This is a genomic window from Aquicoccus porphyridii (assembly GCF_008369105.1).
Classification (GTDB): Bacteria; Pseudomonadota; Alphaproteobacteria; order Rhodobacterales; family Rhodobacteraceae; genus Aquicoccus; species Aquicoccus porphyridii.
In genome coordinates this window covers 38,777-61,989 of the sequence record NZ_VINQ01000008.1, presented here as the reverse complement: position 1 = coordinate 61,989, position 23,213 = coordinate 38,777, and the positions used below count along the sequence as shown (strand labels likewise).

Annotated in this window: 20 protein-coding genes; 15 read left to right on the top strand and 5 right to left on the bottom strand. The window is 64.5% G+C overall.

What is annotated here, in order from left to right:
- Positions 1 to 81 precede the first annotated feature (81 nt).
- Positions 82 to 2,352 carry a Hint domain-containing protein gene (locus tag FLO80_RS11785; RefSeq protein WP_111366649.1) on the top strand — a complete coding sequence of 757 codons (2,271 nt, stop codon included), beginning with the start codon at positions 82 to 84 and terminating at the stop codon, positions 2,350 to 2,352.
- Between the two features lie 133 nt (positions 2,353 to 2,485).
- Here FLO80_RS11785 and FLO80_RS11780 read toward each other — a convergent pair whose 3' ends face one another.
- Positions 2,486 to 3,397, bottom strand: a complete 912-nt coding sequence (locus FLO80_RS11780; protein WP_111366647.1) for a LysR family transcriptional regulator — start codon at positions 3,395 to 3,397, stop codon at positions 2,486 to 2,488.
- A 113-nt stretch (positions 3,398 to 3,510) separates the two neighbouring features.
- Between FLO80_RS11780 and FLO80_RS11775 the strand changes: the two genes are divergently transcribed.
- The 4 genes from FLO80_RS11775 to FLO80_RS11760 all read left to right on the top strand — a co-directional run bounded on the left by FLO80_RS11775 (position 3,511) and on the right by FLO80_RS11760 (position 7,258).
- Positions 3,511 to 4,452, top strand: a complete 942-nt coding sequence (locus FLO80_RS11775) for a ring-cleaving dioxygenase (protein ID WP_111366645.1) — start codon at positions 3,511 to 3,513, stop codon at positions 4,450 to 4,452.
- A 111-nt stretch (positions 4,453 to 4,563) separates the two neighbouring features.
- The gene (locus FLO80_RS11770; RefSeq protein WP_111366643.1) at positions 4,564 to 5,754 is read left to right on the top strand and encodes a low temperature requirement protein A; all 1,191 of its coding nucleotides are present in this window, start codon (positions 4,564 to 4,566) and stop codon (positions 5,752 to 5,754) included.
- Entirely contained in the window at positions 5,751 to 6,722 is a 972-nt protein-coding gene (locus FLO80_RS11765) for an ion transporter (RefSeq protein WP_111366641.1), read from the top strand. The genes FLO80_RS11770 and FLO80_RS11765 overlap by 4 nt, the downstream gene beginning before the upstream one ends.
- Positions 6,719 to 7,258: an NADPH-dependent FMN reductase gene (locus FLO80_RS11760; protein ID WP_111366639.1), complete on the top strand. Its 540-nt coding sequence runs from the start codon at positions 6,719 to 6,721 to the stop codon at positions 7,256 to 7,258. Before FLO80_RS11765 ends, FLO80_RS11760 begins: the two co-directional genes overlap by 4 nt.
- A gap of 39 nt (positions 7,259 to 7,297) precedes the next feature.
- Here the strand turns inward: FLO80_RS11760 and FLO80_RS11755 are convergent, their stop codons facing one another.
- Together FLO80_RS11755 and FLO80_RS11750 are read right to left on the bottom strand one after the other, a co-directional pair.
- Positions 7,298 to 7,612 (bottom strand): GNAT family N-acetyltransferase, encoded by a 315-nt coding sequence (locus FLO80_RS11755; RefSeq protein ID WP_111366637.1) that lies wholly within the window; start codon positions 7,610 to 7,612, stop codon positions 7,298 to 7,300.
- On the bottom strand, positions 7,609 to 9,150 hold the full coding sequence (locus tag FLO80_RS11750; RefSeq protein ID WP_111366635.1) for a VOC family protein: 1,542 nt from the start codon (positions 9,148 to 9,150) through the stop codon (positions 7,609 to 7,611). The genes FLO80_RS11755 and FLO80_RS11750 overlap by 4 nt, the downstream gene beginning before the upstream one ends.
- Before the next feature lie 185 nt (positions 9,151 to 9,335).
- Between FLO80_RS11750 and FLO80_RS11745 the strand changes: the two genes are divergently transcribed.
- Complete coding sequence (locus FLO80_RS11745) at positions 9,336 to 10,274, top strand: pirin family protein (RefSeq protein ID WP_111366633.1); 939 nt, start codon at positions 9,336 to 9,338, stop codon at positions 10,272 to 10,274.
- Between the two features lie 5 nt (positions 10,275 to 10,279).
- Positions 10,280 to 10,819, top strand: coding sequence for a DUF924 family protein (locus tag FLO80_RS11740; RefSeq protein ID WP_111366631.1), 540 nt, complete (start codon positions 10,280 to 10,282; stop codon positions 10,817 to 10,819).
- Positions 10,820 to 10,825: 6 nt separating this feature from the next.
- Here FLO80_RS11740 and FLO80_RS11735 read toward each other — a convergent pair whose 3' ends face one another.
- On the bottom strand, positions 10,826 to 12,136 hold the full coding sequence (locus FLO80_RS11735) for an MFS transporter (RefSeq protein ID WP_188078281.1): 1,311 nt from the start codon (positions 12,134 to 12,136) through the stop codon (positions 10,826 to 10,828).
- 315 nt (positions 12,137 to 12,451) lie between these two features.
- Here FLO80_RS11735 and FLO80_RS23475 point away from each other — a divergent pair, with 315 nt between their 5' ends.
- On the top strand, positions 12,452 to 12,622 hold the full coding sequence (locus FLO80_RS23475) for a DUF924 family protein (protein WP_342781731.1): 171 nt from the start codon (positions 12,452 to 12,454) through the stop codon (positions 12,620 to 12,622).
- Here the strand turns inward: FLO80_RS23475 and FLO80_RS11725 are convergent.
- Positions 12,549 to 13,328 carry a gamma-glutamyl-gamma-aminobutyrate hydrolase family protein gene (locus tag FLO80_RS11725; protein ID WP_111366627.1) on the bottom strand — a complete coding sequence of 260 codons (780 nt, stop codon included), beginning with the start codon at positions 13,326 to 13,328 and terminating at the stop codon, positions 12,549 to 12,551. The genes FLO80_RS23475 and FLO80_RS11725 overlap by 74 nt on opposite strands.
- A 363-nt stretch (positions 13,329 to 13,691) precedes the next feature.
- Between FLO80_RS11725 and FLO80_RS11720 the strand changes: the two genes are divergently transcribed.
- The 7 genes from FLO80_RS11720 to pssA all read left to right on the top strand — a co-directional run bounded on the left by FLO80_RS11720 (position 13,692) and on the right by pssA (position 23,173).
- Positions 13,692 to 14,330 (top strand): hypothetical protein, encoded by a 639-nt coding sequence (locus FLO80_RS11720; RefSeq protein WP_146611043.1) that lies wholly within the window; start codon positions 13,692 to 13,694, stop codon positions 14,328 to 14,330.
- Positions 14,331 to 14,359: 29 nt separating this feature from the next.
- Positions 14,360 to 17,731: a M10 family metallopeptidase C-terminal domain-containing protein gene (locus FLO80_RS11715; RefSeq protein WP_111366621.1), complete on the top strand. Its 3,372-nt coding sequence runs from the start codon at positions 14,360 to 14,362 to the stop codon at positions 17,729 to 17,731.
- A 304-nt stretch (positions 17,732 to 18,035) separates the two neighbouring features.
- Positions 18,036 to 18,512 carry an Lrp/AsnC family transcriptional regulator gene (locus FLO80_RS11710; protein ID WP_111366619.1) on the top strand — a complete coding sequence of 159 codons (477 nt, stop codon included), beginning with the start codon at positions 18,036 to 18,038 and terminating at the stop codon, positions 18,510 to 18,512.
- Between the two features lie 137 nt (positions 18,513 to 18,649).
- Positions 18,650 to 20,125: an NAD-dependent succinate-semialdehyde dehydrogenase gene (locus FLO80_RS11705; protein WP_111366617.1), complete on the top strand. Its 1,476-nt coding sequence runs from the start codon at positions 18,650 to 18,652 to the stop codon at positions 20,123 to 20,125.
- A gap of 71 nt (positions 20,126 to 20,196) precedes the next feature.
- Positions 20,197 to 21,567, top strand: a complete 1,371-nt coding sequence (locus FLO80_RS11700) for an aspartate aminotransferase family protein (RefSeq protein WP_111366615.1) — start codon at positions 20,197 to 20,199, stop codon at positions 21,565 to 21,567.
- 124 nt (positions 21,568 to 21,691) lie between these two features.
- On the top strand, positions 21,692 to 22,375 hold the full coding sequence (locus FLO80_RS11695) for a phosphatidylserine decarboxylase (RefSeq protein ID WP_111366613.1): 684 nt from the start codon (positions 21,692 to 21,694) through the stop codon (positions 22,373 to 22,375).
- Between the two features lie 3 nt (positions 22,376 to 22,378).
- The gene (gene pssA / locus FLO80_RS11690) at positions 22,379 to 23,173 is read left to right on the top strand and encodes a CDP-diacylglycerol--serine O-phosphatidyltransferase (protein ID WP_111366611.1); all 795 of its coding nucleotides are present in this window, start codon (positions 22,379 to 22,381) and stop codon (positions 23,171 to 23,173) included.
- The last annotated feature ends 40 nt before the right edge of the window (positions 23,174 to 23,213 follow it).

Here is a 23,213-nt window from a genome sequence, read left to right as displayed (position 1 = left end):
GTCCACACTTAGCCCCCGCCTGCACCAATTGTCGCCGCAGCAGCATTGTATCCATCCGGGAAACATCAGGATGCGAATGCCATGCCCACGACGTTCAACTGGATTCATCTCGGCCAGTCCGCCACGACCATCGACCCGGTCGAGGGCAACACCCTGTCCGAGGATGCGGGCCTGCTTGTCGGCTCCTCCTACGGCACGGCAGGCGATCCGCTCTACGAGCATGTCACCCGCGCCACGATGATCGACAATGGCGGTTCCTTCACGGCGCTCGACACGAACAACAATACTTCGAACGACCAGTTCGTGACCGATATCGGCAACGGCCCCGAAACCTTCACCTATGACGGGGTCGCGGTCTACCAGGCGACGCTCACCTATAGCGACGGCACCACCGCCAGTTTCACCGCGATCGTCGCGCAGGACACCCAAGGCCACCTCTTTCTCGCCCCGCCGCTCAGTTTCAACGCCGATGTCGCCACCCTCACCGCCCGCCCGATCGAATCGATCACGCTGGACAACATGATCGCCAATAACGGCAACCTCGGCGCCGACCGGCAGGATATCGGCATCAAGGACGGCATCGTGCAGGGCACCGCTGGCGACGACCTGATCGACGCGAGCTATATCGAGCCGCTCGAAAACGGTTCCGACCGGGTCGACAACGACGACGCTCCCGACGGCGGCCATGCCGACGTGATCGAGGCGGGCGCAGGCAATGACACGGTCCTTGCCGGGCTCGGCGATGACACGGTCCATGGCGGCACCGGCGATGACCTGATCGACGGCGGGGCGGGCGACGATCTGCTGTTTGGCGAGGATGGCAACGACACCCTGTTCGGCAGCACGGGCAATGACAGCCTCTTTGGCGGCGCCGGAAACGATGTGATCCATGGCGACGGGCCCTTGGGCGGGCGCTGGGAATACGAGGTCTACACCCGGGATTTCAGCTCCGCCAACGGACAGGCCTTCACCATCGAGACCGGCACGCTGGCGGGCAGCGGCAGCGCCGACGCCTTCGACATTCGCGGCCTCGGACAGGCCGCCACCGGCCAGGGCGATCCCAACGATTTCGGGGTGATCTATACCTCCACGCTCCACGCCCCCGACAGCGGCACCTACCGGTTCGAAACCACCTCGGACGACGGTTCGACCATCCGCATCCTCGATGCCGAGGGCAATCCGCTCACCTTCACCAACCAGAACGGCACCACCGAGTCGTTCATGAACAACGACTACCACCAGGCCGCCACCACCCGCTGGGGCGAGGTCGAACTCGACGCCGACACGCTCTACACGATCGAGGTCCGCTTCTGGGAGAACGCAGGCCAGGAGGTGCTTTCGGCACAGGTCACCCCGCCCGGCGGCACGGCCGAGGATCTCGCGACAAGCGAGCTGGTGATCGGCCCGGAGGGCGATGGCGGCGACGATGTCATCGACGGTGGCGAAGGCGCCGACCTGATCTTCGGCGGCGCTGGCAACGACACCATCTTCGCCGGGCAGGACGACACGATCTTCGGCGGCGACGGCGACGATCTCTTCATCCTCACCGATCCGGGCGAGCCGGGCAGCGGCACGATCTTCATCGACGGCGGCGCCGACGGAACGTCGGATAACGATACGCTCGACCTCGATGGCGCCGCCGATCGCACCACGCTGACCCAAACCCCCTCGACCCTCGATCCCGACGCCTATAACGGCACGGTCACGCTTCTCGATGGCACGATCGTCAACTTTTCCAACATCGAGAACATCATCTGCTTCACCCCCGGCACGCTGATCGCCACGCCCGCGGGTCCGCGCGCGGCCGAAACGCTGCGCCCGGGCGATCTGGTGCTGACCCGCGATGATGGCGCGCAACCGCTCGGTTGGGCCGGGCGCTCCACCGTGCCGGGCATGGGCAAATTCGCCCCGATCCGGCTCGACCCCGCGCTGACCGGCGCGCGGCGCGCGCTCACCGTCTCGCCCCAGCACCGGATGATGATCGAGGACTGGCGCGCCGAACTGCTCTTTGGCGAGGCCGAGGTCTTCATGCCCGCCATCCACATGCTCGATTTCCACGGCGCCGACGCCGCCCCCGTCGCGCAGGTCACCTATATCCACCTCATGTTCGACCGTCATCAGGTGATCTATGCCGAAGGCGCCGCCACCGAAAGCTTCCATGCCTCCGATCAGAGCCTCGATGCCCTCGTCCCCGCCGCGCGCGCCGAGATCTTCGCCGCCTACCCGGCCTTGCGCCACGACCTCGCCGCCCACGGCCCGACCGCCCGGCCCTGTCTCAAATCCTACGAATCGCACGCCCTTCTGACCCGGATGCACAAGGCCCGGCGCACGGCCCACGCCATGGCCGCCTGACAGCCCCGAAAGCCCGGTCTGCGACACGATCCGGCCCAATGCCACGGCAGCGGATGCCGTTCTGGAAGGTCAAAGCGGGAGCCTGTTATCGCGGCGGCAAAAATTCGGCGGCGCAGCGATCCTTCCGGAACGCTCATTCCGTCTTCCAGGGTGCGCCATCGGCCAGGTCATGGCTCAAGGCGTCGATCAACGCCCTCAGCTTTGCCGGCATTGGCTGGACCTGCGGCCAGACCGCGCTTATCGGCATGTCGCGCGTCGCGGTATCCGGCAGGACACGCTCAAGATCCCCCGACGCGATGGCCGGCAACGCGATAAAGCCGGGAAGCATGGCCAGCCCCAAACCGGCAATGGCAAGATCGCGCATCGTTTCACCATTGTTGACCATCGCGGCTTCGCTCACGGCCGGATGAACATCGCGGCGGCCCACCCGAAACCGCCACAGCGCGGAATTGGGCATGTGGCTATAGCCGATAACCGGCTGGCCGGTGATGTCCTGTGGCGTTTCCGGGCGCCCGTAGCGATCAAGATACCCCGGCGAGGCGCACGCGATCGAAACATCGTCGCAGAGTTTTTTGGCCATCAGAGCGCTATCCTGCAACGGCCCGATCCGCACCGCGAGATCGAACCCCTCGCGCGCAAGATCGACGGTCCTGTCATCATATTCGACGCGCAGGCTCAGCCCCGGGTTTCGCGCCGCGAACCGCGCCAGTATGGGCGACAGGTGCAGCGTGCCGAAACTCATCGGGGCGGCAATCGACAGCGTCCCGCGCAGTTGCTCGCTCCCGCCCCAGGCCGCCGCCTCGGCGGCGGCACGCAGATCGGCGAGCGCGGGCCTGATCCGTTCCGCGAATCTCTGGGCACTTTCCGTCGGAACGATGCGCCCCGCATTGCGCCGGAACAGCGCGGTTCCCAATTCAAGCTCGAGATCGGAAACCCGCTTGCTGATCACCGATTTCGACAGGTTGAGCCGCGCCCCCGCCGCCGTCACGGTGCCGAGTTCGAGAACGGCAAGAAAGGTTTCGAGCTGGTCGAGATCATAACGCATGACGCGAAATCTACCCGCATCGTTCGCAATTGTCGAACGCCGCATGCGGCATTGGCTGGCTGGATCGAATGGCGCGGCACATGCATATTGAAGGCAACGAAAGGAGGCCGACAATGCAACTTACCGGCATACACCACCTCACGGCCATCACCGCCGATGCCCCCGGCAACAACCGGTTCTATACCGATACCCTGGGCCTGCGGCGGGTCAAGAAGACCGTGAACCAGGACGACACCTCCGCCTACCACCTGTTCTTCGCAGATGGGGCAGGCAGCCCCGGCAGCGATCTGACCTTTTTCGACTGGCCCGTGACCCCTGAACGGCGCGGCACCAACTCGATAAGCCGCACCGGGCTGAGGGTGGCCGAGGACAGCCTCGATTACTGGGCCAACCGCCTGCGCGACGCCGATCTGAGCGTCGGGGACATTGCCGCGCTCGATGGGCGCGCAAGCCTCGATTTCGAAGACCCGGAAGGCCAGAGGTTTCGCCTCACGGCCGACGAACCCGGAGAGGCGCACCCCTGGGAGCGCAGCCCGGTCCCGAGCGAACACCAGATCCGCGGCCTCGGCCCGATCACGATCTCGGTGCCCGATCTGGCCGGAACCGACCTGATCCTGACCAGGGTCATGAACATGGAGAAAATCCGCGATTACGCCAGCCCCGACGGTGAAGGCCAGGTCCACGTCTACAGCATGGGCAAGGGCGGCCCTTCGGCGGAACTTCATGTCGCGGTGCAGCCCGGCCTGCCGGTCGCGCGCCAGGGCGCCGGTGCGGTGCACCACGTCGCCTTCCGGGTGCCGGACGTGCCGACGATACAAAAATGGGTTCAGCGGCTGAACGACTTTCGGGTTCCGTCATCGGGCGAGGTGGAACGCTACTATTTCCGCTCGCTCTATTTCCGCGAACCCGGCGGCAACCTCTTCGAGATCGCCACCGACACGCCCGGTTTCGCGGTGGACGAACCGTTCGAAACCATGGGCGAGGCGCTGTCGCTCCCGCCCTTCCTCGAAGCGCGGCGCGCGCAGATCGAGGCCGGGTTGAAACCGCTGGACTGATAACCTCGGGGGCTGCCATGAAATCGGCAGCCCCTTTTGCGGTCAACGTCTCAAGAGTTGCGAACCACCGGGCAGTTGGGCAAGTTTCCAGTGCGAACGGGGGAATCAACGATGAAAGAATTTCCGATCTGGCGAAAGCCGCAACATTACATGGATGCCGAGAATCCGTCGGACCATGTTCATTGGGTCGAACTGTTTTTCGACCTCGTCCATGTCGTCACGATCTTCCTGCTGGGGAATTTCCTGTCCCATCACCTCGACCTGCAGGGGTTTCTGATTTTCACCGGGCTGTTCATCGCGTTCTTTTACGCCTGGGCCGACAGCTCGGTTTACAACTCGCTCTATATCTCGACCGACATCCCGCATCGCGTCATCATGGCGGCGCAGATCGTGACGGTCATGTTCTTTGCCGCTTCCGTGAACAGCGTGACCGGCAATGGCTGGGTCTATTTCGCGCTGGCCTTCGCGGCCAACCGGGCACTGACGGCACTGCTCTACTGGCGGGCGCGAAGCCACGACAGCGACCGGACCGGCCTTGCCTATGAGCAGGGGCGCAATTTCTTCATCCTTGCGGTGGTCTTCGCCATCGCCGCCTTCCTGCCGCGCCCCTTGGCCTATTGGGTGTTCGGGGCGGGCGTCGTTGCCATTCAGCTGCAATACATGCTGCCGCGTATCGGCACGCTGAGATTCGAACGGTTTGTGCCCCGGCTCGGCCACATCTCCGAGCGTTTCGCCCTGATCATGTTGATCCTGCTGGGCGAAGGCTTTTTCAAGATGGTCGTCACGCTATCGGACAAGGGCATATACAAACCCGGCGCCGGCGCACTCTTCAACATGGCAATCGGCGGCCTGTCGCTTTTCGCCCTGGCCTGGGTCTATTTCGACGGGGTCGGCAACGCCCGGCCAAAGTCGCGCGACCTGGGCACGCTTCTGGCCTATTGGTTCGGGCACATCGTCCTGATGTGGTCAACGGTCCTGGTCGGCGTGGCCCTCGCGGGGGAAATCTATGTCGGTCTACTTGACCCCTACCCCTATGATTACGGCATCATCGGAATCACCGGGCTGACGGTTTTTCTGGCGTCGGTCTGGCTGTTGCAGCGCCTTGTCGAAGGGCGCGACATCACCAAGCGCCATTCGCATGGCGGGGTGCGCGTGTTCGGGATCGCGGTCACGCTCATCCTGCTGCTGGTTCTGGCGCATGTCCCGGCAATACTCGGCAACACGCTGTTCGGGATCGCGCTCTTCTCGCAAATCCTGTGGCCGCTCAGCACCGCCCTGCGCGAAAGGCGGGCGGGCCGATGAACGCGCCGGCCGTTTCGCCGCGGCATCGGGTTTTCCAGGTTCTGGAAAACCCGAACCGCGCCGACAGGCTGTCCTGGGCCGTGGAAATCGGCCTCATTGTCCTCATCCTGGCCAGCGTCACCGCGGTTGCATTGGAAACCGTGCCGGAACTCTTCGCCCGATTCCACACCGAATTCCGGCTCTTTGATCTCCTCATCACGCTGGCCTTCACGGTCGAATACATCGCCCGTGTCTGGGCCGCCCCCGAGGACAAGCCCGACAAACCGGCCTGGCTGGCCCGGCTGCATTACATGCGATCCCCCATGGCGATCATTGATCTGGTGGCGATCCTGCCGTTCTACCTCGCCCTTTTCATGCCGCTCGACCTCCAGCTTCTGCGCGTGCTGCGGCTGCTGCGCATCTACAAGCTGGCCCGCTATTCCCCGGCACTTACCGTCCTGATGTCGGTGATCCGCGAAGAAGCCGCCACGCTCCTCGCCGCCTTTTCGATCCTGACGATCCTGCTGATCTTTGCCGCCGCGGGGGCCTATTGGGTCGAACACGCGGCCCAGCCCGAAGCCTTCGGCTCGGTTCCCGCCGCGATGTGGTGGTCGATGGTGACGCTGACCACCGTCGGATATGGCGACGTGACGCCGATCACGCCCATGGGGCGCGTCTTTGGTGGCGCGATCACCATTCTGGGCGTGGGCATGGCCGCACTTCCCGCCGGCATCATCGCCAGCGGAATGGCCGATCACCTGCATCGCCGCCGCGACCGCCTTCGCGAGGAATTTCGCTGCGCGCTGGAAGACGGCCATATCGACCTTGGCGAGGGCCGCAAGATCGAAAGGCTGCGCCGGGAGTTGGGGATCAGCCGGGAGATCGCACACGGCATCCACCAGGACGTTCGCAGAAAACAATTCCAGCGCCTTCAATGCACCTGCCCGCAATGCGGACATGAATTTCAACACAAGGGAGATGACGAATGAAAACCGTTCTCGGACTGTCAGGCAGCCTGCGCAAGGCGTCGTTCAACGCGGGCCTGCTGCGCGCGGCCGCCGAACTGGCGCCCGACGGCACAAGGATCGACATCGGGTCGATTGCCGATGTGCCGCTCTTCAATGCCGATGTCGAAGCCGCCGAAGGTCTGCCGCCCGCCGTGCAGACACTTCAGGACCAGCTTCGATCGGCGGATGGGCTGCTGCTCGTGACGCCGGAATACAACAACGGCATTCCCGGCGTGTTCAAGAACGCGATCGACTGGATGTCGCGCGGCGATGGGCTGAAACTATTCGTCGGCAAACCCGTGACCGTGATCGGCGCATCGCCGGGCGGGTTCGGCACGATCTTGGCCCAGAACCACTGGCTGCCGGTATTGCGGACGCTGAAATGCGATCTCTGGACAGAAAGCCGGCTGATGGTGTCGCGCGCGGGCGGCCTTTATGACGACGCGGGCAACCTGACCGACGACAAGACGCGCGACATGCTTGGCGATTATATCAAGGGCTTCGCGGCCAGCCTCTAGACCCGGACCCGGGGGCCATCCGGCCCCCGATTTTCCGCCTTACGGATCTTCGCCGGGTTTCGTGGTGAAGAGATCCGCCCATTCGGGGTGCTTGGCATACTGGCTGCGCACGAAGGGGCAAAGCGGAATGATGCGCAACCCGCTTCGCCGCGCATCCTCCAGCATGTAACCCAGCAGCGCCTTGGCGACACCCTGGCCAGCCATTTCATCCGGCACCCCGGCATGATCGGCGCTGATGATGCCCTCACCACGATGCCGAAACGTGATCTCGCCCTCGGCGTCGATCCCGGCAAGGCGGGCAACGTATCGCCCGCGCCGCTCGCCGTCTTCCTTGCTGAGTTGAAGTTTGCTCATGTCGCTTCTCCTTGCTTCCTCGATGCCAGCCAATCGGCGGCAATACGCAGATCCTCCGCCGACAATTCATGCCCGGCGTCGATCACCCGCGCATCAACGGCCGCACCCCCCGCCTTGAGAGAGGCCTCAAGCGCCGGGGCCATGCGCCCGAACGGGTCTTGCGCACCGGTGAGCAACAGGACATCACTCGCCTTCAGATCGGCCTCCGGCGCGTCTTCCAGCGCCTCGATGCCGCGCAACAGGATCGCACGCCGCACGGCCCCCGGATGCAGGCGCAGGATCGCACCAAGCAGGTTGGCCCCGTTGGAATAGCCCAGAAAGGCCATCCCCTGCGGGTCGAGCCCATATCCGCTGATCGCCCCCTCGACGAATCCCGCAAAGGCCTCCGCCTCGGCGCGAATGTCATCCTGATCGTATGTCACCGCGTCAAAGCGGCGGAACCAGCGGGTGATCCCCTCTTCGGTCGACCGGCCGCGCACCCCCAGAAGCGTCGCACGCGGGTTCAGTTGCGCGGCCAGCGGCATCAGGTCGGCCTCGTTTCCCCCGGTGCCATGCAGCAGCACGATGACGGAACCGTCAGGATTTTCCGGCGTATGGAACCGGTGAACGAATGGCAGGTCTCTCATGGGTCTCCTTTCCTCGCCCGGACGGGCGAATTGCGGCAGTTTCACGCGCAGCTCCGCCGCGCGCGCCGCATCAGTGGCCGGGATCATCAGCGTTTCTCCCAGATGTTCGGGCGTTTCATCCACGGTGAACCCGGGGACATCGGTGGCGTATTCGAACAACGTACCCATCGGTTCACGCACGTAAAGCGACAGGAAATACTTGCGGTCATGAACATTGGTCACGCCGTCATGATCGCGCAGCTCCAGCCGCATCCGCCGCACCGCATCGCCGTCGCGGGCGCGAAACGCCACATGGTCGAACTGGCCGGTGCCGGGAATCGCCGGGACAAACCCCGCCGACGCCCGCACATCCACCACGTCACGGTCCGAACGCAGCCGGATGAACGGCCCCTCGCGCTTGTCCTCGCCATAACCGAACCGCGCCACGAAATCGGCCGTCGCCTGCGCATCTTCCGACAGGATCGTCACGCCATGAATGCGCGTCGGCGCGTTCGGCTCCGCAAGCGGCGCATCGGCCGGGGCATCGACACCCACCAGCTTGACCACGATCCCGTCCGGATCGCGCAGGCGCAAAACGCTTTCGCCCAGTTCCCGCGTCGGCCCGCCGACCGGCACACCGGCGGTCATCGCACGGGTGAGCCACGCCCCGAGGCTCGCCACCGGCACGGCCAGGGCAATCTCCGACAGCGCGCCAAGCCCGGCACGGCCCGGCGCACCGTCCTGCCAGACGAGGAAGGTCACGATGGAACCGGGACTCCCGAGCGCGTCGCCATAGAACAGGTGCAACTGCTCCGCGTCCTCGTAACCGCCGGTTTGCTTGACCAGCCTGAGCCCCAGGAACCCGGCATAGAAATCGACGTTCTTCTGAACATCGCGGGTGATCGCGGTGACATGATGGATGCCGGTTGTCATGGCGCCCCCCTTTCCTGAAACGAATGCCTGCCAGAGACCTGCCAGAAACCTGCCTGTGAGATGGCGGTGACGGGGCGTTCTCTCAACACTGACCGCGCAGAACCCCGCGTTCCATGCTAGCGAACACATATGGCTTTTCAAGCGCACGATCTTCCGGCTACCCTCGTTCCCGAAAGGAGACCGCCATGAGTTGGAACCCCGCTCTCGACCCTGGCTGCCCCGACGAGATCGGGGTGGATTCCATTGAAACCCTGATCATTCCCCGCGCCCGCGATCTCGGCGGGTTCGAGGTGCGCCGCGCCCTGCCCGCACCCAAGCGGCAGATGGTCGGCCCTTTCATCTTTTTCGACCAGATGGGCCCGGCCGAGCTCCTGACCGATCAGGGCATCGACGTGCGCCCGCATCCGCATATCGGCCTCGGCACGGTGACCTACCTCTACCAGGGGCATTTTCAGCACCGCGACAGCCTTGGAACCAATCAGGTCATCCACCCCGGCGCGGTCAACTGGATGGTGGCCGGTCGCGGGGTGACCCACTCCGAACGAAGCACCCCGGACTCGCGCAAGGCGCCACAGGACCTGTTCGGAATCCAGACATGGATGGCCCTTCCCGAAGAGGACGAAGATCGCGCACCGCTCTTTGAACATCACGGGCAAGACGCCCTGCCCATGATCGAGGCCGAAGGGATCGAGGCCCGGCTGATCCTTGGGACAGCCTATGGCAAGACCGCCCCCGTCACCATGTTTTCCGAAACCTTCTACCTCGACGTGACGCTTGCACCCGGCGCGCGCTTCCCGCTCCCCGACGATCACGAGGATCGCGGCCTCTATATCACGCAAGGCGCCGTCGGCATCGCGGGCGAAACCTTTGAAACCGGGCGCATGATGGTGTTCCGCCCCGGCGACAGGATCTCGGTTCAGGCCGGGCCACAGGGCGCGCGGCTCATGGCGCTTGGCGGGGCCACCCTGAACGGCCCGCGCCATGTCTGGTGGAATTTCGTATCGTCGAGCCGGGACAAGATCGAGGCGGCCAAGGAAGAATGGCGCGCCGCCAACTGGGGCAAGGGCGCGTTCGACCTGCCACCGGACGACAAGAACGAATATATTCCATTGCCGGAAAGGTAACCTCGATGAAGACCCCACAGGATATTCGCGACTTCTGGTTCTCGGACGCGGTGCAGCCCTTCTGGTTCGCCCGCTCCGAAGAGATCGACGCCCGGATCGCAAGCGATTTTTCCGACACCTACGAAGCGGCGCATCGCGGCGATCTCGATCACTGGATGGGGACCGCCCCCGACGCGCTCGCGCTGGTCATCGCGCTCGACCAGTTCCCGCGCAACCTCTTTCGCGGATCGGGGCGGTCATTCGAAAGCAACGATATCGCGCTGGCCCATGCGCGCACCGCGCTTGATCGTGCCTACGATCAGGCGCTTTCGGAAACCGAACGCCAGTTTTTCTACCTGCCCTTCATGCATTCCGAGGATCTTGCCGATCAGGACCGGTCGGTGAAACTCTACGAATCCCTTGGAAACGAGAACGCGCTTGATTTTGCCCATCAGCACCGGGACATCATCGCGCAATTCGCCCGCTTTCCGCATCGCAACGCGGTGCTCGGGCGAAGCGATACGCCCGAAGAGGCCGAATTCCTGAAAACCCACACCGGGTTCTGAGGCGTATCAATCACCCAGCGGAGCCCTGACCGGCTGCGGTCTGTAGGTCAGCACCAAAAGCGCTGACACGGCAATTGCACCTGCGGCGAACACGAAAAGTCCAGGGCCCAGGGCGACATAACCGATCCCGCCCGCGATCAGACCGGCGATACTCGCCACGGCCCCCGCGCTTTGCGCATAGCCCTGCACCGCACCCTGAAGCCGGTCCCCTGCCGCCTTGGACAGGACCGCCATGAAGGTCGGCCACATCAGCCCATTTCCGAGCGCGATCAGCGCGGCGCCGAAATAAACGGCGACCGTCTCGGGAACAAGCAAGGCGACAAAGCCCGACGCGAGGCACAGCGCGCCAAAGCTCATCAACGCCCTGTCGCCGGAGATTTTCCCAACCCGCGCCAGAACCGGCCCCTCCACGAGGATCATCACAAGGCTGAGGACCGCGAAGAAAATGCCGATCTGGATTACATCCCATTCCAGCCCTTCAACCGCATGCACAGGGAAGGCAACGTAGAAGAAGCTGAACCCCAGCATGACGAGGAAGTTGACAGCCATGAGCGCGGGCATGTGCGTGAGAGCTAAAACTGCACCCATACCATTTGGCTTCGCACAATCGAGTTGGTAGGCCGATTGCGTTTCCTGTCCATAGAGGTCACACGCGCTCGGCTCTTCCAGGGTTGCCGCAATCGGCTTCGGCGCCACGTCCACCAGGCCGAACTGAATGAGCCCCAGAGCTATAGCGGAAATGGCCAGCGCGGCGATCACGGGCAAAACTTCACCCAGGATTGTCGCGCCTAGCAACCCTGCAAGTGCTGGCCCAATCACAAATCCAAGATTGCTGGCTACGGCCATTTGACCAAAGTTCTTTGTTCGATCCTCATCGGTCGTGATGTCAGCCAGATAGGCATTCGAAACCGACACATTGCCCCCGGTAAGCCCGTCAGCCGCCCGCGCGACAAACAAGACGAGCAAGGGAAGCGTCAGCACGAAATCGCCAAGCCATCCACTCGTGACATGGCGCAACGCAGCATCGGGTAATGCGAAGGCAACGAGAAAGATTGCCCAGGACAGCAATGTCCCAAACTGACTCAACAGCAGTACGCGCCTGCGCCCGATCCGATCAGACATTTTGCCCAATATCGGCGCGCCAAATAGCTGGAAGAAAGAATAAGTTGCCGCGAGTATTCCATAGACGACCGCGTTTCCGCCCCATTGCGTGACGAGAACAACAAGGAAAGGCGTGACAATGGAAAAGCCCAGTGTGCCCACGAAAGTCACCGCCAGAAGCGGCGCTATGGAAAACTTGTGAGTTGTTGTGTTCAAGACGCTAACACCGATTCACCATTCCCAATCCTAGGGCGCGTCTCGGCCTGGGACAACATTGGCTAAACGTCCTTGATCCTTCATGATCGGCGCAAATCGAATTCCGGTCATGCAGGCATGGGTAAAATACGTCCTGAGAGCGATCGCTACTTAATCATTCGCGCCTGATCACACCTTTTGCGGCATCGCATCTGGCGATCCGGGCTCACCCCAGACCTTTGAGGGCAGTTCGAACCCGCGCAGCATAGACCGCCGCGCTGGACAGAATCACTTGGAAACGAGAACGCGCTTGATTCTGCCCATCAACACCGGGACATCATCGCGCAATTCGCCCGCTTTCCGCATCGCAACGCGGTGCTCGGGCGAAACGATACGCCCGAAGAGGCCGACCATGATACGCCCGCCCCCCTTGTCAGGCAGAGCGCAACATCGGCGTCGCCCGGCGCTCTTCGGCCCAGCGCCGCACCGCATCGCCAAAGGCCGTGAACAGCGGTCGCGACACCGGGTCGTTGGCCGCGTTCCATTCCGGGTGCCACTGCACCGACAGGCTAAAGCCCGGCGCATCGCGAATATAGGCCGCCTCGGGCGTGCCGTCGGGCGCGTATCCGTCGATCACCACCCGCTCGCCCGCGCAGCAGACGCCCTGCCCGTGCAGCGTGTTGGTCATCACCTCGCGCGCCCCCAGAAGACGGTGGAACACGCCACCATCGCTGAAGGTCACCGTGTGGCGCAGGGCGAATTTCTCTTCCAGCGTGCCATCGGGCGGCATCCGGTGATTGTCGCGCCCCGGCAGATCGCGAATCTCGGGATGCAGGGTCGAGCCAAACGCCACCGCCACTTCCTGGAACCCGCGACAGACCCCGAAAAACGGCTGCCCCCGCTCGGCGCATTTGCGCACGAGCGGCAGGGTGATCGCATCGCGGCCACGGTCGAAATCGCCATGCGCCGGGGTCGGCGCCTCGCCATATTCCTCGGGATGGACATTCGGGCGCCCGCCGGTCAGCAGGAACCCGTCGCACACCTCCATCAACTCATCGACACTGACGAACCGCGGGTCCGCCGGAATGAGCAACGGCAGGCAGTCCGACACGTTCGCCACCGCGTCCGAATTCATCGACCCACCGGCGTGCACCTCGTAGGTGTCGTTGATCAAATGTTGATTGCCAATAATTCCGACGACTGGGCGGGTCATGATCCATCCTGTGCGCTGTTATGCCGCCTAGATAATATGGCCAGAGGACAATTGAAACCGCAAACCGCGCAGACCTGCTGTGCGCGGGTCGGACACATTGCCGGTGTCACATCCCGCCATCACATCGCGAGAGTCTGCGAACCCCGGCATCCCCGGCCCTGCGCCTATCGGCCCCGCGGCGAGGAAAAAGTCAACCAGATCAAAGCGCAAGGCTAACCCGGCGGCGATCCGCACATGAAAGGATTCGTTGACAGAATCGGGCGCGCGCGCCACACTGGCGCAATCTGTCGGCGTATGAACATCGCACATATTCTAGGCGCGCCGCCCACCACGTGGTCGGATCGTTATGTGCCGGGGGGCCGAATGAAACTGATCTGGACACAAGCCATCGCTGTGGCAATGGCGTGTGGGGTGGCTGTCATGGGTGCTGTGGCACAGGAGAACGCGATCCCCGTCAAGGCAGAGCCGATCTGCCCGATGCGGGTGCATGTGTTCGAACCGGATGCCCGCTTTGACGAAGACGCGGAGCTGCGCAAGCAGGCCGTTATTCTTTTCGCCCGCCTTAGCCGCGACGACTTCGAAACGGCCATGCAGGGCATGGAACCGGGCGAGGCGCGCGACGAGTCGGCCCGCTTCAAGGGGCCGGATGCGCGCTGGCGGTTGCAGCGCCCCGTCGATATCCCCGATGATCCCGATGCCTTCGTCATCCTGCCGACGCAGGTTCAATACCTGGTCCGGATGCCCCGCGACAGCCTGATCGAAAGCCTTGTGCTGGTCGGCCTTCCCGAAAACGGTCAGGTGACCCGCCCCGCCCTTGCCGGGCGCCTCGGGGCGGCGGCCGGGGAACATGCCGGGCAATTGTTCACCGCCGAGCCGGAGACCGAGGCGGACCGCTGCCCGGTGGTGCCGGGCGAAGTGGCCGACTGGGCTCAAAATCTGCTCCACACACAATTGACACACCACGGCCGACTGGATGAGGGTGCATCACAGACTGACAGTTAATTTTTGAAAATTTATGAGAGGGGGACACAATGGCTGGTTCCAAAACAGTAGCTGCAAACTCCAACACATTGCTGGCGGGCCTTCAGCGCACCAACCAGTGGGACAGTTCGAGCCTGACCTACTGGATCGCCGAGGCCGGTGATTCCGACCGGATCGACGACATCTACGAAGACAAGTATGGCGTTGCGCCCGCCGCCGACAACCCGCACGAGCCGATCAATCAGACGACGGCCCCGGCCTGGGACGACGCGATCGAGAACGCGCTCTACCACATCTCGCTCGCGACCGGCCTCAGCTTTACCGAGGACACGTCGGTCGATACCGGCGACATCATCTTCTCCGGCGGCTATCCCAGCACCGCGGGCGTCGTGGCCTGGATGAACGGGCCGGGCACCATGCTCAAACCCGACGAGACCGACGATTACCAGTCGTTCCTGACCAACCGGATGGGCAACGCCACCTACGACCAGGCGGCCGAGACCGGCGCCGGCAGCTTTGCCGATTTCGTGATCCTGCACGAGCTCGGTCACGGGCTGGGGCTGAGCCACCCGCACAACTCCGATTCCGGCACCACCGCTTGGGCGAACAGCGCCGCCACATCCGCCGACAACAAGGCCGACAACGCCCGCTACACGGTGATGTCCTATGAAATCGGCGGCATCGACACGCAGGTCTTCTCCAACTTCGGCAACAGCGTCACGCTGGCCGCGCTCGATATCGCCGCGCTTCAGGCGGTGCATGGCGCGCCCGCGGCCCATACCGGCAACACCGTCTATACCCTGACCGATCAGGGCAGCACCGCGCGCGATCTCGACGGCTCCGACGGCTCGATCTCCATCGGTCGCGCCTTCTACACGATCTGGGATACCGGCGGCACCGACGAGATCGACTATTCCGGCGCCAACAACGCCTATATCAACCTGCAAGACGCCTCGCTCGTGCAAGAGGCGCGCAGCGCCGACGCGGCCATCCTCGAGATGATCCGCAAGACCGACGCCTACGGCGAAATGAAGGACGACCACGGCGACGGCGCCACCAGCCAACCGCGCAACGAACTTATCGATCCCAACTATCACGCGGGCGGCTATGTCTCGACGATCTCCGACGGCGGCACCGGCACCCAGCTTGGCGGTTACACCATCGCCAACGGCGTGGTGATCGAGAACGCCACCGGCGGCTCGGGCAATGACATGCTGATCGGCAACGGCGCCGACAACGAATTGATCGGCAATGACGGCGACGACATGCTCGCCGGTGGCGCGGGCGACGACACGCTCGAAGGCGGCGCAGGCGATGACGAGCTGATCGGCGGCGCGGGCGACGACATGCTCGACGGCGGCGCGGGTCACGACGTGGCCTATTTCTCCGGCCCCTGCTCGGCCTACACGATCGACCGCGACGATGACGGCGTGGTGACGATCTCGCATCTCGACGGCTCTGGCAGCGAGGGCGTCAACACCCTTGTCGGGGTCGAAGAGGCGAAATTCTCCGATGCCACGATCGAACTTCTGGGCGAAGAAGACCCCGAATGCCCGCCGCTCGATTTCATCTTCCTGGTGGACCTCTCGGGCTCGTTCTTTGACGATTTGCCCAATTTCGTGACCGCGGCCAAGCAGATCGCCGCCGACCTGCGCGACGAGAACCCCGACGTGCAGTTCTCCATCGCCTCCTTCATCGACAAACCCGAAAGCCCGTGGGGATCTCCGGGTGACTACCTCTACCAGGCGCACCTGGAATCGACCTCCGATGTCACGGCCTTCGAGACCACGCTTGACGGGCTCTCCACCAAAAGCGGCGGCGACTTCCCCGAGGCGCAATGGGTCGGCCTCTACCGTGCGGCGCGCGGTGACGGGCTGAACCTGCGCGAGGATGCCTCGCGGATGATCTACCTGGCCACCGACGCATCGGCGCATGATGCATCCGATTACGGCCTCGACGAAAGCACCATCCAGGCCTTCCTCGACGGCGAGGATATCGACGTCGAAGGCGGCAGCGCGCTGTCCAGCACGGAAAGCACGGATGACGACGGCATGACGTCGTCGGGCGAAGGCGACACCGCCGGGCTCGAGATCGAACCCGACCCGCGCGATCCCGATGATCCCGGCCATGACACCGGCAACGACGAACCGGTCCCGACCGACGACCTCTTGCTCGGGGCGGTGGGCGATGCCTTGCGTGACTTCGGCGCCGTGCCGATCATCGGCACATCCAGCTCGTTTACCGCTTCCGAATACGAAGAGGCCCTCGCCGACATGGGCAGCGAAGGTGTCGTCGTCGCAACATCGGGCGACAGTTCCGACGTGGCCGACGCCGTGCGCGCAGGCCGCGCCGCGATCGCGGGCGACGTGACCGAAACCGGCACCTCGGGTGCCGACTCCCTCGTCGGCACCGAAGAGGATGACGTGATCCTCGGCCTCGGCGGCAACGACACGATCGAGGGCCTGGGCGGCAACGACACGCTCGACGGCGGCGCGGGCAACGACTCGATCCTTGGCGGGGATGACAATGACGCCATCTTCGGCGGCACCGGTGCCGACACGCTTGACGGCGGCGCGGGCGATGACCTGTTCAGCCCCGGCGCAGGCATCGACGTCATCACCACCGGCGCGGGCGCCGACGTCATCACCGGCCCTGCCAATTCGCTCGATGGCGATACCATCACCGATATGAGTGCCGAAGACCGGGTTCTCGTGCGCTTCACCCGGATGCAGGACGACCCGACCCTCGAGTTCGACGGGGCCAACACGTTGCTGAGCTTCGACACCACCGGCGACGGCACACAGGATTTCTCGCTGACCTTCGAGGGCGACGTGACGGGTCTCGACCTGCTGATCTCCAATGCCGGTGAGGACGTGCGCATCGGCACGCCACCCAACATGGCGCTGCAGGTCAATGACCGCGATGGCAACCCGCTCGACGTGGAAGGCGCGACCTTCCGCGGCCCCGGCGATACCGAAGCCAGCGGCGCCGCCGGTGGCACGCCGGGCAGCTTCACCTTCATGGCCCTTGGCACGGCCGAGGGCACCGTCATGCCCGAGCTGCCCTATGACGCGACCGACCACGGCGCCCCGTCCGCCCCCGGCGCGCTCGAAGCGCTGCGCCTCGCGGTGGGCCTCAACCCGAGCTGGGGACCGGCGGGCGGAGAGGATTTCATCGCCGCCGATTTCAACGGCGACGGCGACGTCACGGCAGGCGACGCGCTCGACATGCTGCGCCTCGCCGTCGGGCTCGAAGCCGACCACGCCCCGCGCTGGGTCTTCGTGAACTCTGAATCCGACACCAGCGGCTTTAGTGCCGATAATGTCGATGTCGAAGCTGCCGCCATGGCCGCCCTGCCCGGGTTCGAGAACGACATCTCGATGACCGGCATCCTCGTGGGCGACATGCGCGACTTCGGCTGACGCAAAGCGGCCACGACCGCGAAACACAGACCGGCGCCGGGGGGAAACCTCCGGCGCCGATTGCGTGTCGCACCCCGCGCCCGGCGCGCGCATCGTTAACCCTTTTCGGCGCCATTTTCGCCGCGTTGCGGCGGTGCACGCCCGACAGCCGGGCAACAGCCGGGATTCACCCCCCGGTTTCGTGCAGGCCCACGGCCGTTAACCCCTCCGAACGGTGCCTCACGGCCGCAACACGGTTTACCCCGGCACGCCCGCGCAGTACCTTCGCCCAACCGATCACCACAACGATGGACTCCACCCCCGCATGACGCCCCTTGACCAACGCGACCTTGCCATCCTCAAGACCCTCTCGACCGATGGCCGCATGACCAAGGCGGCGCTCGCCGATCGCGTGGGCCTGTCGCCAACGCCCTGCTGGGAGCGGTTGAAGAAGCTGGAAAAGGCTGGTTTCATAACGGGTTACAGGGCCGAAATCGCGCTCAAGAAACTGGCCGCCCATGTCACCGTCTTCGTCGCCGCCGAACTGGCCGACCACACGGCGGCCACCTTTCGCATCTTCGAGGACGCGGTTCAGCGCCAGGACGAAGTCACCGGCTGCTGGGCGCTCGGCGGCGGTTACGACTACCTCCTGCAGATCGTCACCCGCGACATCGACAGCTACCAGCGCCTGATCGACGAGTTGCTCGAACGCCGCATCGGCCTCGCCCGCTACTATAGCTACATCGTCACCAAACCCGTCAAAGGCCCCACCCCACCCCCCTTCGACCTGCTTCTGGGTTGAAATCATTCAGGAAAATCCGCCAGACGGATCGCCTGCCCAGGCCCCTTCCAACAGTTGGATCGTCTGTTCGGACGCCCGAATTCAGACCCGATCCCCCCACGTCTTGGTCCAACATGTCCCCCAAAGGAGGCCATGTCATGGAAACCACAGCGATCTCTCTGCACCCCGACATCACCGATAAACGCCTGGTGCGGGCGTTCTCCTATATCGGCGGCAAATGGACCGCCGCGCAGGACGGCACCACGCTCGGCGTCACCAACCCCGCCGACGGCAGCGCACTGGGCGACATCGCCTGCCTGTCCACCGACGAATCCGCCCGCGCGGTCGACGTGGCCCAGACCGCCTTTTCGACCTGGTCCGCGCTCCTGCCACAGGAACGCTCGACCATGCTCCGCCGTTGGTTCGACCTGATGATCGAGAACCGCGAAGACCTCGCCCGGATCATGGTTCTGGAACAGGGCAAACCCCTCTCCGAAGCACGCGGCGAGATCGACTATGCCGCGAGTTTCGTTGAGTTTTATGCCGAAGAGGCCAAGCGCCCAAATATCGAGGGCGTCACCAGCCACCTGCACGATGCCGAGGTCGAACTGTGGCTCGAACCGGTGGGCGTGGTGGCCCTCGTGACGCCCTGGAACTTCCCCGCCGCCATGCTCACCCGCAAGGCCGCGGCGGCGCTGGCGGCGGGCTGCACCGTGGTGGCGCATCCCTCGTCCGAAACCCCCTATTCCGCGCTGGCGCTGGCCGAACTGGCCGAACGCGCGGGCCTTCCGGCGGGCGTCTTCAACGTGGTGACCGGCAAAGCCTCCGACATCGTGACCCCCTGGACCGCCGATGCGCGCGTGCGGGCGCTGTCGTTCACCGGCTCGACCGAGGTGGGCCGCCTACTCTACCGCGCCTCCGCCGAGACGGTCAAGAAACTGGTGCTCGAACTCGGCGGCCACGCCCCGGTGATCGTCTTCAAGGGCGCCGATCTCGACGAGGCCGTGACCGAAACCATCATGGCCAAATTCGCCACCTCCGGGCAGGATTGCCTTGGCGCCAACCGCATCTATGTCGAACGCCCGGTCTATGACGAATTCTGCCGCCGCTTCATCGAGGCCACCAAGGCGCTCAGCATCGGCACCGGCATGGACGACCCCGATATCGGCCCGCTGATGAACGAAAAGGCCGTGGCCAAGCAGGAAGAGCACGTCGCCGACGCCGTGGCCAAGGGCGCGAAACTGGCCTGCGGCGGCAAACGCCACGCGCTCGGTCCGCTGTTCTATGAACCGACTGTCCTCACCGACGTGCCCGACAGCGCATTGATCATGCGCGAGGAAACCTTCGGCCCGGTGGCCCCGATCACGCCTTTCGAATCCGAGGAAGAGGTGATCGCCCGCGCCAATGACAGCGAATTCGGGCTGGTCGCCTATGTCCATTCGCTCGACCCGCGCCGCATCTACCGGGTGAGCCGGGCATTGCAATTCGGCATGGTCGCGGTCAACCGCACCAAGGTCACCGGCGCCCCGATCCCGTTTGGCGGCACCAAGCAGTCGGGCATGGGCCGCGAAGGGGCCCGCCGCGGCATGGAAGAATTCATGGAAATCAAATACGTCTGCCGCGATTGGGCATGACATCAACCCCCGCGCCATTCGAATTTTCGCCGAAAATTCGGGGCGACATCTCAACGACAAGGACCAGGACAATGCTGAAGAACGACCAACTCGAACAATGGGACCGCGACAATTTCTTTCACCCCTCGACCCATCTGGCCGAATTTGCCCGCGGGAACGCGCCGCAACGGGTGATCACCGGCGGCTCGGGCTGCCACATCACCGACCGCGAGGGCAATCGCCTGCTCGATGCCTTTGCCGGGCTCTATTGCGTCAACGTGGGCTATGGCCGCCCCGAAATCGCCGAGGCAATCGCCGATCAGGCGCGCGAACTGGCCTATTACCACGCCTATGTCGGCCATGGCACCGAGGCGGCGATCACCCTTTCGAAAATGATCCTCGACCGCGCACCCGCCAACATGTCCAAGGTCTATTTCGGGCTTGGCGGCTCGGACGCCAATGAAACCAACGTCAAGCTCATCTGGTATTACAACAACGTCCTCGACCGCCCCGAAAAGAAAAAGATCATCTCGCGCTGGCGCGGCTATCACGGCTCGGGGCTGGTCACCGGCTCACTGACCGGGCTTGAGCTGTTTCACAAGAAATTCGACCTGCCGCTCGCACAGGTGATCCACACCGACGCGCCCTATTATTACCGCCGTGACGACCTCTCGATGAGCGAGGCCGATTTCACCGCCCATTGCGCCGCCGAACTCGAAGCCCTGATCGAACGCGAGGGCGCCGACACCATCGCCGCCTTCATCGGCGAGCCGGTGCTGGGCACGGGCGGGCTTGTTCCCCCGCCCGCCGGGTATTGGGAGGCGATCCAGAAGATACTGAAAAAGCACGATATCCTGCTCATTGCCGACGAGGTCGTGACCGGCTTTGGCCGCCTTGGCACGATGTTCGGCTCGACCCATTACGGGATGGAACCCGACATCATCACCATCGCCAAGGGCCTGACCTCGGCCTATGCGCCGCTCTCGGGGTCGATCGTGTCCAAGGACGTCTGGAAGGTGCTCGAAGAGGGCACCGACATGCTCGGCCCCATCGGCCATGGCTGGACCTATTCCGCCCACCCGATCGGTGCCGCCGCCGGCGTGGCCAACCTCAAGCTGATCGACGAATTGAAGCTCGTGAAGAACGCGGGCGAAACCGGTGCCTACCTCAATGCCGCCATGGCGGATGCGCTTGGCGCGCATGCCCATGTCGGCGACATCCGGGGCGAGGGCATGCTCTGCGCCCTCGAATTCGTCAAGGATCGCGACACGCGCGAGTTCTTCGATCCGTCCGACAAGGTCGGCCCCCGGATCGCGGCCGCTCTTCTCGAAGAAGGCGTGATCGGACGCGCCATGCCGCAGGGTGACATCCTCGGCTTTGCCCCGCCCTTCTGCCTCACCCGCGACGAGGCCGACGAGGTGGTCGCCAAGACCGCAAAGGCAGTTGCCGCCGTCCTCGACTGAGCGACACCGACAAGGCACCGCCCTGACCGGCGGTGCCGCGCGGCGGGGTGCCGCCATGACAGGTTTGGATTGCATATGCCGCCCCGTTCACTATGACGGGGCGGATCGGAAATGAGGGCCTGCCATGTCTGTCTCGATGCTGTCCACCTTCGTCAAACCCATGCACCCCGAAGGCCGCCGTTTCGTCGCCATCGCGGGCGCGGTGACGCTGGTCCTGTTCTGGATCTGGTCGCCGCTCGGCTGGCTCGGGCTCGGCCTGACCGTCTGGGTCTACTATTTCTTTCGCGACCCGCCCCGAGTCACACCGACCCGCCCCGGCCTCATGGTCTCGCCCGCCGACGGGGTGGTCTCGCTGCTCGAACCCGCCGTGCCGCCCGCCGAACTGGGCCTTGGCGAGGCCGAAATGACGCGGATCTCGGTCTTCATGTCGGTGTTCAACTGCCACGTGAACCGCCTGCCCGCCGCCGGCCGGATCGAGCGCGTCGCCTATCGCCCCGGCAAATTCCTCAACGCCTCGCTCGACAAGGCATCGGCCGACAACGAACGCAACGGCCTCACCGTCGCCCTGCCCGACGGCACGCGCTATGGCGTGGTGCAGATCGCCGGGCTCGTCGCCCGCCGCATCCTCTGCTGGGCCGAGGAAGGCCACGAGATGGCCCGGGGCGAGCGTTTCGGCCTCATCCGCTTCGGCTCGCGGCTCGACATCTACCTGCCCGCAGGTGCGCACCCCCTGGTGCGCATCGGCCAGACCATGGTCGCGGGCGAAACCGCGATCGCCGATCTCACCGGCACACAGGGCGAAGGCTGAACCATGATCGACCCCGACGATCGCACACCGGGCGAACCTCAGGGCGACCATCAGGGCGACCATCAGGCCGAACACCAACCCGTCTCGCTGCTGCTGCTCATGCCCAACATGGTCACGCTCATCGGGATGAGCTTTGGTCTCACCGCGATCCGCTTTGCCATCGAGGGGCGGTTTTCCGCGGCGGTGTTCCTGATCCTGCTGGCGGGTCTGGCCGACGGGCTCGACGGGTTGCTGGCGCGGCGTATGGGAGCCGAATCCGCGATGGGGGCACAGCTCGACTCGCTGTCCGATTTCCTGTGCTTCGGCGTGGCCCCGGCCATCCTGATCTACCAGGTCCACCTCGCCGCGACCGGTGGCATGGGCTGGACCTTTGCCCTGCTCTTTGCTGCCGCCACCTGCCTGCGGCTGGCGCGGTTCAACGTGCTGTCGGGCGCCGCCGACACCACGAAAGAGGCCAAGCGCCATTTCATCGGCGTGCCCGCCCCCGCCGGGGCCTTCCTCGGGCTCTTGCCGGTCTTTCTCACCCAAGCGGGCCTGAGCGCGCCGGGGGACGCGCCGACACTGGTCGCGATCTGGCTGGCGCTGGTCGGCGTGCTGATGATTTCCAAGCTCAAGACCCTGTCGCCCAAGACGGTCAAGGTGCCGCGCCGACTGGTCGCGGTGATCCTCTTTGCCACCGTCACCGTGATCGGGCTGAGCCTGACACGCCCGTGGTATATCCTCGTGATCCTCGCGCTCGCCTATCTCGCCACGGTGCTGCACGCCATCATCCGCGCCCGGGGACAGCTCTTTCGGTAGGTGATTGCCAGACGATAGGGCAGCACAGGGCCGCGGCCAT